This window comes from Kribbella sp., from assembly GCF_035687465.1.
Taxonomy (GTDB): domain Bacteria; phylum Actinomycetota; class Actinomycetes; order Propionibacteriales; family Kribbellaceae; genus Kribbella.
On the sequence record NZ_DASRXP010000162.1, the window covers coordinates 1 to 13,413 of the forward strand.

15 protein-coding genes are annotated in these 13,413 nt (G+C 67.7%); 4 read left to right on the top strand and 11 right to left on the bottom strand.

Going from position 1 to position 13,413, the window contains the following annotated elements; genetic code table 11:
* Positions 1 to 47: 47 nt before the first annotated feature.
* Positions 48 to 584, bottom strand: a complete 537-nt coding sequence (locus tag VFG33_RS08120) for a CGNR zinc finger domain-containing protein (RefSeq protein ID WP_325024056.1) — start codon at positions 582 to 584, stop codon at positions 48 to 50.
* Positions 585 to 666: 82 nt separating this feature from the next.
* On the opposite strand from VFG33_RS08120, the gene VFG33_RS08125 reads away from it, so the two are divergent.
* On the top strand, positions 667 to 1,884 hold the full coding sequence (locus VFG33_RS08125; RefSeq protein ID WP_325024057.1) for an MFS transporter: 1,218 nt from the start codon (positions 667 to 669) through the stop codon (positions 1,882 to 1,884).
* Between the two features lie 38 nt (positions 1,885 to 1,922).
* Here VFG33_RS08125 and VFG33_RS08130 read toward each other — a convergent pair whose 3' ends face one another.
* A complete protein-coding gene (locus tag VFG33_RS08130) occupies positions 1,923 to 2,804 on the bottom strand; it encodes an SIS domain-containing protein (RefSeq protein WP_325024059.1) in 882 nt (293 codons plus the stop codon).
* Between the two features lie 101 nt (positions 2,805 to 2,905).
* On the opposite strand from VFG33_RS08130, the gene VFG33_RS08135 reads away from it, so the two are divergent.
* Both VFG33_RS08135 and VFG33_RS08140 read left to right on the top strand, forming a co-directional pair.
* Positions 2,906 to 3,688, top strand: a complete 783-nt coding sequence (locus tag VFG33_RS08135) for a DeoR/GlpR family DNA-binding transcription regulator (RefSeq protein ID WP_325024061.1) — start codon at positions 2,906 to 2,908, stop codon at positions 3,686 to 3,688.
* 153 nt (positions 3,689 to 3,841) lie between these two features.
* The gene (locus VFG33_RS08140) at positions 3,842 to 4,522 is read left to right on the top strand and encodes an O-methyltransferase (RefSeq protein WP_325024063.1); all 681 of its coding nucleotides are present in this window, start codon (positions 3,842 to 3,844) and stop codon (positions 4,520 to 4,522) included.
* 4 nt (positions 4,523 to 4,526) lie between these two features.
* Here the strand turns inward: VFG33_RS08140 and VFG33_RS08145 are convergent, their stop codons facing one another.
* The 8 genes from VFG33_RS08145 to glgC are packed head-to-tail and all read right to left on the bottom strand — an operon-like array spanning position 4,527 to position 12,523.
* Positions 4,527 to 5,249, bottom strand: coding sequence for an alpha/beta hydrolase family protein (locus VFG33_RS08145; protein WP_325024065.1), 723 nt, complete (start codon positions 5,247 to 5,249; stop codon positions 4,527 to 4,529).
* A complete protein-coding gene (locus VFG33_RS08150) occupies positions 5,242 to 6,255 on the bottom strand; it encodes an amidohydrolase family protein (protein ID WP_325024067.1) in 1,014 nt (337 codons plus the stop codon). Before VFG33_RS08150 ends, VFG33_RS08145 begins: the two co-directional genes overlap by 8 nt.
* 3 nt (positions 6,256 to 6,258) lie before the next feature.
* A complete protein-coding gene (locus VFG33_RS08155) occupies positions 6,259 to 6,777 on the bottom strand; it encodes a 3-hydroxyanthranilate 3,4-dioxygenase (RefSeq protein ID WP_325024069.1) in 519 nt (172 codons plus the stop codon).
* The gene (locus VFG33_RS08160) at positions 6,777 to 7,208 is read right to left on the bottom strand and encodes a RidA family protein (protein ID WP_325024071.1); all 432 of its coding nucleotides are present in this window, start codon (positions 7,206 to 7,208) and stop codon (positions 6,777 to 6,779) included. The genes VFG33_RS08155 and VFG33_RS08160 overlap by 1 nt, the downstream gene beginning before the upstream one ends.
* A complete protein-coding gene (locus VFG33_RS08165) occupies positions 7,205 to 8,653 on the bottom strand; it encodes a 2-hydroxymuconic semialdehyde dehydrogenase (protein ID WP_325024073.1) in 1,449 nt (482 codons plus the stop codon). Before VFG33_RS08165 ends, VFG33_RS08160 begins: the two co-directional genes overlap by 4 nt.
* A 50-nt stretch (positions 8,654 to 8,703) precedes the next feature.
* Positions 8,704 to 10,044, bottom strand: a complete 1,341-nt coding sequence (locus VFG33_RS08170; RefSeq protein ID WP_325024075.1) for an FAD-dependent oxidoreductase — start codon at positions 10,042 to 10,044, stop codon at positions 8,704 to 8,706.
* Positions 10,041 to 11,300, bottom strand: a complete 1,260-nt coding sequence (kynU, locus tag VFG33_RS08175) for a kynureninase (RefSeq protein ID WP_325024077.1) — start codon at positions 11,298 to 11,300, stop codon at positions 10,041 to 10,043. The genes VFG33_RS08170 and kynU overlap by 4 nt, the downstream gene beginning before the upstream one ends.
* Positions 11,297 to 12,523 (bottom strand): glucose-1-phosphate adenylyltransferase, encoded by a 1,227-nt coding sequence (gene glgC / locus VFG33_RS08180; protein WP_325024079.1) that lies wholly within the window; start codon positions 12,521 to 12,523, stop codon positions 11,297 to 11,299. The genes kynU and glgC overlap by 4 nt, the downstream gene beginning before the upstream one ends.
* Positions 12,524 to 12,588: 65 nt before the next feature.
* Between glgC and VFG33_RS08185 the strand changes: the two genes are divergently transcribed.
* Positions 12,589 to 13,125 (top strand): GNAT family N-acetyltransferase, encoded by a 537-nt coding sequence (locus tag VFG33_RS08185; protein WP_325024081.1) that lies wholly within the window; start codon positions 12,589 to 12,591, stop codon positions 13,123 to 13,125.
* A 9-nt stretch (positions 13,126 to 13,134) separates the two neighbouring features.
* Here VFG33_RS08185 and VFG33_RS08190 read toward each other — a convergent pair.
* A partial coding sequence (locus VFG33_RS08190; RefSeq protein ID WP_325024083.1) for an inositol monophosphatase family protein occupies positions 13,135 to 13,413 on the bottom strand: 279 nt, incomplete at its 5' end.

The following is a 13,413-nucleotide window of genomic DNA, read 5'->3' on the forward strand; positions in this document are numbered from 1 at the left end:
GGCCAAGCAGGCTCGCTGACGAGCGCGATCTCGCTGACGGGCTGGTCTCAGCCGCGCTGGCGGGCCCGGTACGACGCGACGCGGGTGCGGCTCGAGCACGTCGGAGTGCAGAACCGGCGGGGGCGGCGCTCGGCCGGGTTCACGAAGACGCGTTCGCAGTCGGGCGCGGCGCACGCGTCGATCGCCTCGAATCCGTGCGCCGCGGCGAACCCGGCGAGGCCGAGCGCAGTACCGGCTGCCAACCAGTCGGCCCAGGTCGCGCCGGGTTTCGCCACGTGCAGGTGCCAGGGTGAGCCGTCGTGATCGGACAGATAGGGCCGTACTGCGTATTCGGCGAGGAGGTGGTTCAGGATGCGGGCGGCGTCGGCCGGTTCTGAGTGGAAGACCGGGCGGATGAGCTCACGGACCACTCGCACCTGGGCGAGATCGTCGTCGTCCAGGGTGATCGGCTCGGACTCGCCGTGATCGAGCAGGAACTGGCGGACGGTCTGCGGTGAGGTCAACTGCTCCGGATTCGCGGTCCGGGTGTTCACCAGGTCGACCGCCAGCCTGACCAGCCGGTCCGGCGTCTGCAGGCTTTCCATCGTGCTCCTTTCGGGTGGCGGCAGCGTAACGCCTTTGCTAGCGTAACGCGTAACTGCTATCTGTGCGTTACAGGAGACCTCGATGCGACAGTTACTGGCCGTCCGAGGAATGCCGCAGTACTACCTGGCTGCCACCCTTGCCCGAGTGGGCGACGAGATGGTCGCCTTCACCCTGGTTCTGCTCGTCCTGGACCGCACAGACAGTCCCGCCCTCGCCGGACTCACGGGAGCCGCCTACGCCCTTCCTGCGATGATCACCGGTCCCATCCTCGGCGCGTGGCTCGACCGGACGCCGTACCGCCGGACCGCCCTCGGGATCAACCAGGCAGTGCTGGGAGCCGTGATGCTCGCCATGCTGGCCGTGGTCGGTCACAGCTCCCACTGGATGACGCCTGCGCTGGCGGCGATCGCCGGCGTGACACTGCCGATGGTGACTGGCGGTTTCACGAGCATGCTGCCGTCGCTGGTTCCGCAGCCGCTGCTGGTCCGCGCCAACTCCTTGGAGGCGGCTAGCTTCGGCGCAGCGACGGTCACAGGCCCGGCGGCAGCAGCCACTATCGCGGCGGCTGTTTCCGTCGAGGCTGCTGCGGTCGTCATCGTGGTCACCGCGACCTGCAGCATCTTCGCGATCATGCGACTGCCAGTTCTCCCTGCCGGCGCCGCTGCAACTGGGGAAAGCTTCCTGACTTCGGTGGCAGGCGGCCTGAAGCACCTGGCCCGCACGCCGAGGCTCCGCGCGTCGACCGTGGCCACGACAGGAGTGATGGTTGCCATGGGCATCCTGCTGATCACTCTTCCGCTGCACATGGCGCAGCTGGGGGCGCCGAGATCTGCCGCCGGCTACCTGTGGACCGCACTCCAGATCGGCAGCGTAACGACGGCCGTGCTGCTGGGGCGATTCCAGAGTCGGTGGCGGCCCGAGCGGGTGGTCATCGTCTGCATCGCGGCCTGCGGTCTCGCAATCGCGTCCTGGTCGCTTGCGGAAAGCCTTGCGGTGTTGCTGGTGATTGTCGCGGCTACTGGACTGCTGGAGGGGCCGATGCTTCCCGCGATGTTCACCGCCCGACAGCAGTACTCACCGACTGGACTGCAGGGCCGGGTAGGCACCACCGCCGCCAGTCTGCGTGTCGGCGCGGCTGCACTCGGGCAGGTCGCCGGTGGACTGCTGGTTCCGGCAGTGGGAACGCATACGGCACTACTGCTCGTGGCGGCGACCGTCCTCGCCGCCTCGTGTTTCGGCTGGCTAGCCGGCCTTGGCTCACTCAAGGAGGAAACCCGTGTTGCTCAAAGCCTGGGCTGACGGCTGGGCCGTCACGTCCCCTGTGACTGCAGCCCGGCTCAGTCGAGGATGACGGAGCGGGTGAGGCTGCGGGGCTGATCTGGGTTGAGGCCCAGGGCGAGCGCCTTGGCGACGGCGACCCGTTGGGCGATCACCAGGGATGCCATCGGGTCGAGGTCGGCGTGGTGGACGATCGTGGCGCCGGTGGCGGTGACGTCGTCGATCAGGCCTGCCGGCGGCTCGCCGAAGATCCAGACGCCTCGGCCTGGCTGGGCGATCGCGATCGGGCCGTGACGGTAGTCCATCGACGGGTACGCCTCGGTCCAAGCCGCGGCCGCCTCGCGCTGCTTCAGGCCAGCTTCGTGGGCAAGGCCCAGGGTCCAGCGGGAGCCGACGTAGGTGACCTGCTCGAGCTTCGCCAGTTCGTCCACGTCGATAGTCAGGGCTGTCTCGGCGTCCGCCGCGGCCTGGGTCAGGTCCTGGCCGACGGACGCGCGGAGCAACGCCAGCGTGGTGGTCGCGAACCTGGTCTGCACAACGGACTGCTCGTCGGCGAAGTCCAGCAGGATCGTCTCGTCCGCCAACTCGACGATCGGCGACCCGGCCGTCGCAGTGATAGCGACGGTCGGCTGGGTCGTAGTACGGATAAGGTCGAGTACTTCGGTTGTGGTTCCTGAGCGGCTGATGACCACAACTGCGTCGTACTGGCGTCCGGCCGGGAATTCCGAACCGGCGAACGCGTCGGTCTCGCCCTGGCCGAGGTCCTCCCGGAGCGCGGCGTACGCCATCGCCATGAACCACGACGTACCGCAGCCGACCGCCGCAACTCGTTGACCGGGCTTGGGCAATGCGCCACCGTACTGCGCGAAACCGGACGAGACCTGCCGCCAGAGTTCCGGCTGAGTGGCGATCTCAGTGCTCACGAACGGGGTGTCGGTCATGTCGTCTCCGGAGATGTAATGGTCGAAACTGCTCGAACGTGATCGAATGGTGCCAACCGGCAGCCGTCCGGCTGACCGAACTTGTGAAGGAGGAGCCCCGGGTGAAGCGTTATGAACGGCTGAACACGTTGCTCGAGTCGCTCGCCGAGAAGGGCGCCATCGACGTCGACGAGCTCGCCGAGCAGTTGCATGTGTCCGCCGCGACGATCAGGCGCGACCTCGACCACCTGGGCAAGCAGCAGCTCCTCACCCGGACCCGCGGCGGCGCCGTCGCGAACGCGGTCTCGTACGACCTGCCGCTGCGCTACAAGACTGCGCGTTTCGCGTCGGAGAAGCAGCGGATTGCGCAAGCGGCCGCCACCCTGGTTCGCCGCGGCATGGTGATCGGGATGAACGGCGGCACCACGATCTCCGAGGTCGCACGGACCCTGGCGACCCGGCCGGAACTGTCCGCCGAGCACGGCGAGCCCGCCTTCACGCTCGTCACCAACGCGCTGAACATCGCCAACGAGCTGATCGTCCGGCCGCACGTCAAGATGGTGCTCACCGGCGGCGTCGCCCGGCCGCAGTCCTACGAGATGATCGGCCCGCTGTCGCACCGGATCCTGGCCGACCTGTCCCTGGACATCGCCTTCATCGGCGTCGACGGGATCGACGAGACCGGCGCCACCGCCCACCACGAGGGTGAGGCGAACATCAACCAGCTGATCGTCAGCCGGGCCGCCAAGGTGGTCGTGGTGGCCGACTCGTCCAAGCTCGGCCAGCGCGCCTTCGCCCGGATCTGTGAGCTGAGCGAGATCGACACGCTCGTCACCGACGCCCAGGCGGACGAGTCCCAGCTCGCCATCTTCAAGGAAGCCGGCATCGACGTCATCCGCTCCTGACCACCGCATCACCCGACACCCCCTTGAACTCCTGGACCTGCGCCCGACTCGCTCGATCATATCTGCTCAAGCCCCGAAGTTACGAGCAAGAGTGCGCAGTCTCAGCGCGGGAGACACGAAAGGCGGACCCGGGGACGCTAGGCTTCGGCCTAGATGAAGACCGCAGCGGCATGGATCAGGGAGGGCATCATCGCCACGGGCATCGACCCCGCATCCTGGGCTTACGCCGAGGACTACACCGGTGAGGACGACGTCATCGCCGGTGCCCGGGTGAGCGCTGAGGACAGTGGCGTGTCCGCGATCGGCCCTGGTGCGGCCTCGGCCCTCAGCATGCTGGCCGCGGCCGTCGGCGCGAAGGCGGTCGTCGAGATCGGCACCGGCACGGGAGTCTCCGGCCTGGCGTTGTTGCGCGGAATGCGCACCGACGGCACCTTGACCACGGTCGACATCGACGCGGAGAACCAGCGCCTGGCCCGTAAGACCTTCCTGGACGCAGGCGTCCCCTCCCAGCGCTTCCGGCTGATCGCCGGCTCGGCCCTCGACGTCGTCACCCGGCTCACCGACGGTCACTACGACCTGGTCTTCTGCGACGCGGACAAGCGTGAGTACACCGCCTACCTGCACGAGGCCCTGCGCCTGCTCCGCCCCGGCGGCGTCGTCGCCTTCGACAACGCCCTCTGGGAGGGCCGCATCGCCGACCCGGCCCACCGCGACCCGGACACCACCGCCATCCGCGACCTGATCCGAGCCATCCGCGAGGACGACGACCTCGTCTCCGCCCTCCTCCCTTGCGGCGACGGCCTCCTAGCAGCCGTCAAACGCCCGGAGGCCTGAAGAACTAGCCGGTGAACTTGGTTAGTTCGGTGGTTAGTTGGTGCCAGGCTTCGGTGCGGGGGTCTATCAGTTCGTAGTGGCCGGTGCCGGTGAGGCGGTGGAGGCGGGCGGTGGGGTGGGCCGTCACGAAGGATTCCGTGACTGACAGCGGTACCACGGTGTCATTCGTACCGTGGATGATGGCGACCTGTGCGATCGACGCCGGGAGGTGCACCGGGTCCAGGTCGTTGCGGATGCCGTCGCCGATGAAGTCCCGTACTCCGCCGTCGTCCAACCCGAGCCGATCCGCCATCAGCAGATCCGCGATCGGCGCCAGCGCCAGTACTCCGCGCAGCCGGACCGGGTTGTGCGTCGACGCGGCCCACAACGCGAGTTGCCCGCCGGCGGAATGGCCCACCAGCACATACCCGGCGTGCACGTCGACCAGGTCGGGCAGCCGATCGATCGCGTCCCGGACGTCGGTGGTGCTCAGGTCGGGCTGCCCCGGTTCGCGCCGGTACTCCAGTGAGACCACCGGCCAGCCCTCGTCCGCCAGCGCCTCGCAGAGCGGGCGGCCATGTGTCCGGTCGTACTCCGGGCGCCAGAATCCCCCGTGCACGAACACCACCAGGGGCCGGTACTCCTTGGCGTGCCAGACGTCGATCACGTGGTCCTCGTGCTCGCCGTACCGCAACTGCTCGTCCGGCTCGCGCGACTCCCTGCTCAGGACAGAGCGGTCCTCACTCATGCAGACCTGACCTCCCTAAGTACCGCATCGCGTTGGCGGACAGCAGCTTGTGCCGCTGACCGTCGGTGAGGAAGCCCGCCTTGTGAACCACCTCCCCGACCGGCCGTTCACCCAATGGATACGGGTAGTCACTGCCCACGATCAGCTGGTCTTCGCCCACAGTATCGACCAGCAGCCGCAGAGCAGAAGGCTCGAAAACCACCGTATCGACGAAGAACCGGTCGAGATAGTGGCTGGGGGCATGCAATGACGACCCTCGTACTACGTCTCCGCGCCGGTGCCAGGCGTTCTCCAGCCGGCCCAGCCAGAAGGCGAAACTCCCACCTCCGTGGGCGAAACAGATCCGCAGCGACACCGGCAGCCGGTCGAACGCGCCGCCCAGGATCATCGCCAGCAAGGACAGATGGGTCTCGGCCGGCATCCCGGTCAGCCAACGCGCCATCCAGCGATCGAGCCGCGGGCTGCCCGGCATGTCCCACGGATGCACCAGGACCGGCGCACCGACCTCGGCACAATGGGTAAGGAAGGCAACGATCCCGGCATCGTCGAGATCGGTGTCGCCGACGTGGTTGCCGATCTCCACCCCGGCGTGCCCCGCGGCCAGGCAGCGGTCCAGTTCCTCGCAGGCGGCGTCGGGATCCTGGAGCGGTACCTGGCAGAACGGGATCAGTCTGGTGTCCCCGGCGAGCGTTTCCAGGGTCAGGTCGTTGAAGATCCGTGCCACCTTGACGGCCTGGTCCGCGGGCCGGTCGTAGGCGAAGAACACCGGCGTCGGCGAGACCACCTGCAGATCGATGCCATCGGCATCCATATCGGCCCGCCGGGTGGCGGGATCCCAGGTCTGCGGCCCGATCGGCCGGAACTCGCTCTCCCCCACCATGATCATCGCCGCCCGCTCGGAGTCGATCCGCAGCCAGGGCCACCCCGTTCCCCCACACGCAGCACCCAGATCCGGCCACCCCTTCGGCACCAGATGCGTGTGAACGTCGACGACGGGTCCCGTCACGCTCTAGCCCTTGCCTGGATGGATGGTGCCGCAGTTGGGGCAGGTGCGGGCGTCTTCGCTGTCGTAGAACGCCTTGAACACCGGCGGCAGGTCTTCGACGATGTCGGTCACCTGCAGCTCCACCTCGTGCACGATCGCGTTGCAGTTGGCGCAGTACCAGCGGAACTTCTCCAGCGTGCCCTGCTCCCGGACCCGCTCGATCACCAGACCGATCGAGTCCGCGTCACGCTGCGGCGAGTGCGGCGTGTTCCGCGGCAGCACCCACATCTCGCCCTCGTTGATGTCCACCCGCCCCGGGCCGTCGTCCGTCATCACGTCGACGTGCATGGTGCCGCGGATCTGGTAGAAGAACTCCTCGTACGGATCCACGTGGAAGTCGGTCCGCTGGTTCGGCCCGCCGACCACCATCGTGATGAAGTCGTCCCCGGTGGGGAACATCTGCTTGTTGCCGACCGGCGGCTTCAGCAGATGCTTGTTCTCCTCGACCCACTCCGGAAAGTTCGTCGACTCCAGGTTGACCATCAGCTCACCTCTCCAGGTTTCTGCGGAACGGCCGCAACAGCTTGAATCTCGATCAGTAGTTGAGGATGCGGCAGTTGATGTACTGCGACCGTCGTCCGAGCCGGCCCACTCTCATCGAAGAACTCCCCATAAACCTCGTTGTACCCACCGAAGTCGTTCATCGACACCAGATACGTCGTCAGGCTGACCAGATCCTCCAGCCCAGCCCCGACCGCACCAAGAATGTCCCGGATGTTCTCGATCACCGCCCGCGTCTGCACCCGAATGTCCAACGCGGTCGTCCCGAACTCATCCACCACCGCACCAGCAATCGTGTTGTCCGGCAACCGGCTAGACGTCCCCGACACAAACGCGAACCCGTTCACCACCTTCACATGCGGAAACCGCCCCCGAGGCACCGCCTTCCCCACCACCACATGCGCGCCACTCATGAGAGCTCCACGCAGACGTTGGTTAGGTCGGAGTAGAAGTGGAGGGAGTGGGTGCCGCCTTCTCGGCCTATGCCTGAGAGTTTCATGCCACCGAACGGGGTTCGGAGGTCGCGGAGGTACCAGGTGTTGACCCAGACGATGCCGACGTCGAGGGCGGCGCCGGCGCGGTGGGCGCGGCCGACGTCGCGGGTCCAGACGGTGGCGGCGAGGCCGTAGCGGCTGTCGTTGGCCAGGGCGAGAGCCTCCTCCTCGGTGTCGAAGGGGGCGATGTGACAGATCGGGCCGAAGATCTCCTCGGTGTTCGTGCGCGCGTCGGCCGGCAGCCCGGTGACCACGGTCGGTTGCACATAGCAACCACCATCGCGCGCGTCGCCGAAGGACGGTACGCCGCCGCCTGCGAGCACCTGCGCGCCCTCGGAACGCGCCAGGTCGTAGTACGAGAGGACTTTGTCGCGGTGTTGTTTGGAGATCAGCGGCATGTTGACCGTGGTCTCGTCGGAGGGCCAGCCGAAGGTCAGTTCGTCGGCTCGCCGCGCCAGCCGGGCGCAGAACTCGTCGTACACCGGGCGTTGCACATAGAGCCGTTCGGTGCAGAGGCAGACCTGGCCGCCGTTGGTGAAGACCGAGCGGACGGATCCCTCGACGGCGGCGTCGAGGTCAGCGTCGGCGAAGACCAGGGCGGCGTTCTTGCCGCCTAGTTCGAAGGAGACGGCCTTGACCCCGTCCGCGGCGGCCTTCGCGATCGCGCTGCCGGTGGCGGATTCGCCGGTAAAGGTGATCGCGTCCACACCGGGATGCTTGGTCAGGAACTCCCCCGCCGACGACGGCCCGAACCCGTGCACCAGGTTGAAAACACCAGCCGGTACTCCGGCCGCCGCCATCACCTCGGCGAGAACGGTCGCCGAGGAAGGGGTTTCCTCGGAAGGCTTCACCACCACAGTGTTGCCGCAGGCAAGCGCCGGGGCGACCTTCCAGGTCAGCAGCAGCAACGGCAGGTTCCACGGCACGATGATCGCGACCACGCCGACGGGCTTGCGGACCGCGTAGTTCAGCGCGCGGCGGCCGTCCGCCAGGGTGGTGCTGTACGACTCGGTGGCGGCGGTGGTCGCGAAGTCCGCGAAGGCCCGGAAGTTCGCCGCGCCGCGCGGGATGTCGAGCGTCCGCGCCTGGCTGATCGACTTGCCGGTGTCGCCGACCTCGGCCGCGATCAGATCGTCGAACCGTCGCTCCAATTCGTCGGCGACCCGGCGCAGCACCACCGCCCGCTCCTGCTCACTCATCCGCCCCCAAGGCCCGTCGAGCGCCGCCCGCGCAGCCGCCACGGCCGCATCCACCACCCCCTCGTCAGCCTCGGCCACATCGAAGATCTGCTCGCCAGTCACCGGACTCAGCTTGGCGAAAGTCGAACCCCCATCGACGAACTCACCGCCGACAAAGTTGCGCAACAGACCAGGCTCGCCAGCCTGCCCAGTCAAAAGCGAAGGACTCCACAAGCTCATCGCCGACCTCCCGTGTCGCGGACTCTTCGTTCGGAACGAGCGATGCGGGCCGCCGCGCCGACGACTCCGGCGCCGAGGAGGACTGCGGCGGCGAGGAACTGGTGTTGGCGGTGGACTCGTTGGCGGACTTCGGCGTACGGGGTGGTGGAGAAGGAGACCAGCTCGTACCGCGAGACGTAGCGCCCGGGGAGCGCGCGTTCCAGTGCGTGCTCGATGCGCTTGCCGAGGCGGAAGACGGGCGACGCCACCTTGTCCCGCATCTCGACGAAGTTCGCCAGCGCCATCTCCGCGATCGCCTCCGTGTTCTCCCGGCGGCGGTGCTCGAACAGCGGCAGTGCCCGCGCCCAGGAACCCGCGGTGTCGTCCAGGCAGCGATCCAGCTCGACCACGTCCTCGAACGCACAGTTCGCGCCCTGCCCGTAGAACGGCACGATCGCGTGCGCGGCATCCCCGATCAACGCGGTCCGCCCGTGCGCCTGCCACGGCGACGCATGCACGGTCCCCAGTACTCCGACCGGGTTGTGCAGGTAGTCGTCCACCAACCCCGGTGCCAACGGCAACAGATCCGGATACTCCTTGGCGAAGTGCCGCTCGATCAGACCCTCATTGCTGAGGGCATCGAAACTCCCGGCCGGCCAGAACAGCGTGCAGGTGAAGGAGCGATCCGGGTTCGGCAACGCGATCATCATCGAGGTGCCCCGCGGCCAGATGTGCAGAGCACCCGGATCCAGCGCGAACTCCCCACCCACAGCAGGAATCGAGAGCTCCTTGTAGCCGTAATCGAGGAAGTCCACCTCCTCGTTCAAGATGCCCTCGGCAAGCAACGCACCCCGGACCGCCGACCCCGCGCCATCGGCGCCGAGCACCACGTCCGCATGCTCCTCGACCTTGCCTGCGGGCGTCTCGAACACCATCCGCCCGCCCTGCGAGTCCAGCTCGAGCAAGCGGTGCTCGAAGTGAACCTCCACCCCGGGCGCCTGGGTGGCGGCATCGAGCAGCGCGTTGTTCAGCGTGCCCCGGCTGATCGAGTTGATCGCCCGCGCGCCGCTCGCGCTGTACTGCTGGAAGTCCAGCGGACCCTCGACCGGATGGATCATCCGGCCCTTCATCGGCAACGCGTCCGCCATCACCTGGTCGACCAGGTCGATCCGCCGCAGCGCGTCCAGCCCGCGCTCGGAGATCGCGAGGTTGATGGACCGCCCACGCTCGGGTTGCCCCACCCGCGGATCGGGCCGGCGCTCGTACAACGCCACCGTGAGGCCGCGGCGCGCCAGGAAGCAGGCGAGCAGGCTGCCCGTCAGGCCGGCCCCGACGATCGCGACACGCTCGGCTGTCATGCGGTCTCCGGTACGGCTCGGGCCAGCGCCTCCACAGCACGCCAGCAGTCGTGGTACGTCGAGTACAGCGGAACAGGCGCAAGCCGCAGTACGTCGGGCTCGCGGGCGTCCGCGATCACCCCGAACTCATGCCGAAGCCGCCGGGCCAGCTCCCCCGCAGTACCGGCGCCAATCCGTAGGGACAGCTGGGCACCCCGGCGGTTCGGATCGGCGGGCGTGATCAGCTGCAACGCACGCTCCGGCAGGATCTGCGCCAACGACTTCTCCAGGTACGCCGTGAGCCGGACGCTGCGGTCTCGCAGCACCCCGATGCCGACCTTGTCGAACAGCTCGAGTGAGGTCCGCACCGGGCTCAGCGAGAAGATCGGCGGGTTCGACACCTGCCAGGCATCCGCGGACGCGGGCGGCCGGGACACCGCGGTCATCTCGAACCGGGTGGCCGCCTCGGTACTCCACCACCCCTCGAACCGCGGCACGTCCGAACCGAGGTGCCGCTCGTGCACGAACGCGCCCGCGAGCGCACCCGGCCCCGAGTTCAGGTACTTGTACGAGCACCACGCCGCGAAATCCACGTCCCAGTCGTGCAGGGACAACGGCACGTTCCCGGCCGCATGGGCGAGATCCCATCCGACCACAGCGCCCGCGGCATGACCGGCGGCCGTGATCGCCGGGATGTCCATCAGCTCCCCGGTCAGGTAGTTCACCCCGCCGAGCAACACCAGCGCCACGTCGGATCCGAGTCGCTCGACGACGTCCGCAGTACGGAGGCAGTCTTCACCCTCGCGTGGTCGCAGCCGGACCACCGCGTCGTCGGGATCGAACCCGTGGAAGCGGGTCTGTGATCGCACCGCGTAGCTGTCCGACGGGAACGCGGAGTCCTCGATCACGATCCGGAACCGCTCGGGCGTAGGCCGGTAGAACGACACCATCAGCAGGTGCAGGTTGACCGTCAGGGAGTTCATCACCACGGTCTCGCTCGGCAGCGCTCCGACCAGTCGCGAGGCCGGGCCGGTCAGCAGTTCGTGGTACGGCAGCCACGGCCGGACCGCGTCCAGATGCCCCTCGACGCCGAGCGAGGCCCAGGAATCGAGGTCCTCCAGCAACTCCTCGCGGGTCGCCTTGGGCCTCAGCCCGAGCGAGTTCCCGGCGAAGTACGCCACATCGGGAAAGTCGCCGCCCTCGGCCGGCGGAATGTCGAACAGGTCCCGGTGGCCCGGATCGGCCGAATCGAGGTCGTCAGCCTGAGACTCTGTCACGCCTCGATGACCTGACCCTTGCCGAGCACCGTGACACCGCCCTTGGACACGGAGAAGCCACGCTCCCGGTCCAGGTCGGGATCGACGCCGATCTGCACGCCGTCGGGGACCACGATGTTCTTGTCCAGGATCACGTTCTTCAGGACGACGTCGGCGCCGATCCGGCAGTTGTCCATGATCACCGACCGCTCGATCGTCGCGCCGGAGCTGACGATCACGTTCGGCCCGAGCACCGAGTGGTCCACCGAGGCGCCGGTGATGATCGAGCCGGCGCAGATGATCGACTCCCCCACCGTCGCGTTGTCGGTGAACTTGGCGCCGGGCAGCTGCGGGTGGGAGGTGAAGATCGGCCAGTCGTTGTTGTAGAGGTTGAACACCGGCTGGATCGAGACCAGGTCCATGTGCGCCTCGTGGTACGAGTCCAGCGAGCCGACGTCGCGCCAGTACGAGCGGTCCCGATCGAGCGCGCCGGGCAGATCGTTGTCCTTGAAGTCGTAGACCCCCGCCTTGCCCTCGGCAACCAGCATCGGGACGATGTCGCCGCCCATGTCGTGTCGGGACGCCGGGTTAGCCGCATCCTTGCGCAGTGCCTCGACCAGGACGTCGGCGCTGAACACGTAGTTGCCCATCGAGGCGAACGTCTCGTCCGGGGAGTCCGGCAGACCGGGCGGATCGGCCGGCTTCTCCAGGAACTCCGCGATGCCCTGGCCGTCCTCCGCCGTCTTGATCACGCCGAACTCCGACGCCTCGGCCCGCGGCACCCGGATCCCGGCCACGGTCACGCCGTTGCCGCGCTGGATGTGCGCCGCGACCATCTGCGAGGCGTCCATCCGGTAGACGTGGTCGGCGCCGAACACCACGATGATGTCGGGCTTGAAGTCGTCGATCAGGTTCATCGACTGGTAGATCGCGTCCGCGCTGCCCTGGTACCACTGCGGGCCGAGCCGCTGCTGCGCCGGCACGCAGCTGACGAAGTTGCCGAGCAGGGTGGACATCCGCCAGGTGACGGTGACGTGCCTGTCCAGCGAGTGCGACTTGTACTGCGTCAGCACGAACAGGTTGCGGTAGCCCGCATTGACCAGGTTGGACAGCACGAAGTCGATCAGGCGATAACTGCCCCCGAACGGCACGGCCGGTTTGGCCCGGTCCGCCGTGAGCGGCATCAGCCGCTTCCCCTCGCCGCCGGCCAGCACGATTCCCAGAACTCTCGGTGCCTTCGCCATGTCCGCACCTTAACCTCGTGCGGCCCTCCACATAAGACGGTCGCGTGTGTTGCGACACTTGGCTTATGCCAACCCTCATCGAGCCGACCGTTGCCGTTCACCGTTCCTTCCTGCAAGCCTGGGACGAGCTGGAGCCGCACGAGGACCGCTGGATGGGTGCGCACGGGTTCGACAGCTCCTGGACCCGGGCCCAGATGGAGGACCCGGCGGAGTTCGCTCATCTGATCGAGACGATCCAGTCCGAGGCCGACGAGGAGACCCCGCTCCCGCCGGACCTGGTGCACCAAACCGTGCTCTGGTTCGTCGACGGTGAGGAGTGGCTCGGGCGACTCTCTATCCGGCACCGCCTGACCCCCGCCCTCAACGAGCTCGGCGGCCACATCGGGTACGTCGTCCGCCCGTCCGCCCGGCGCAAGGGCTACGCGACCCAGATGCTGGTCCAGTCCCTCCCGTTCGCGGCCCGCCTGGGCATAGATCCCGCCCTCGTGACCTGCGACAACAACAACGACCCCTCCCGCAAGGTGATCGAGGCGGCCGGCGGCGAACTGGAGGACGAGCGCCACGGCAAACTCCGCTTCTGGGTACCCACCCGCATGTCCTGACCTAGTACGTCAGTCCTGCGTTGGTTGCAAGTACTCCAGGATCTCCCGGGCCAGATCAGGACTCGCGGTTGCGACGAATTCTTGGCGCGTGGTCATTGCCGCCGTGACCTTCTCGCTGGTATCGAATCTGCCATCCAAAGCGATCGGCCGGCCGTCGAGGTCGACCACGACCCCTCCGGCAGCCTCAAGAATGTAGTGGCCGGGGTATAGATCCCAGGTCGCGAAGCCCTTGGCGAACTCGAGCATCGCGTCTGTCTGTCCGGTGGCGACATGGCACAGGCTGATTGA

What these genes read in the sequence shown, in the direction of transcription:
- glgC (WP_325024079.1), bottom strand. Translation starts at nt 12,523, where the DNA reads ATGGCGAAGGCACCGAGAGTTCTGGGAATCGTGCTGGCCGGCGGCGAG.
- VFG33_RS08170 (WP_325024075.1), bottom strand. Translation starts at nt 10,044, where the DNA reads ATGACAGCCGAGCGTGTCGCGATCGTCGGGGCCGGCCTGACGGGCAGC.
- VFG33_RS08160 (WP_325024071.1), bottom strand. Translation starts at nt 7,208, where the DNA reads ATGAGTGGCGCGCATGTGGTGGTGGGGAAGGCGGTGCCTCGGGGGCGG.
- VFG33_RS08130 (WP_325024059.1), bottom strand. Translation starts at nt 2,804, where the DNA reads ATGACCGACACCCCGTTCGTGAGCACTGAGATCGCCACTCAGCCGGAA.
- VFG33_RS08140 (WP_325024063.1), top strand. Translation starts at nt 3,842, where the DNA reads ATGAAGACCGCAGCGGCATGGATCAGGGAGGGCATCATCGCCACGGGC.
- VFG33_RS08125 (WP_325024057.1), top strand. Translation starts at nt 667, where the DNA reads ATGCGACAGTTACTGGCCGTCCGAGGAATGCCGCAGTACTACCTGGCT.
- VFG33_RS08155 (WP_325024069.1), bottom strand. Translation starts at nt 6,777, where the DNA reads ATGGTCAACCTGGAGTCGACGAACTTTCCGGAGTGGGTCGAGGAGAAC.
- VFG33_RS08185 (WP_325024081.1), top strand. Translation starts at nt 12,589, where the DNA reads ATGCCAACCCTCATCGAGCCGACCGTTGCCGTTCACCGTTCCTTCCTG.
- VFG33_RS08145 (WP_325024065.1), bottom strand. Translation starts at nt 5,249, where the DNA reads ATGAGTGAGGACCGCTCTGTCCTGAGCAGGGAGTCGCGCGAGCCGGAC.
- VFG33_RS08120 (WP_325024056.1), bottom strand. Translation starts at nt 584, where the DNA reads ATGGAAAGCCTGCAGACGCCGGACCGGCTGGTCAGGCTGGCGGTCGAC.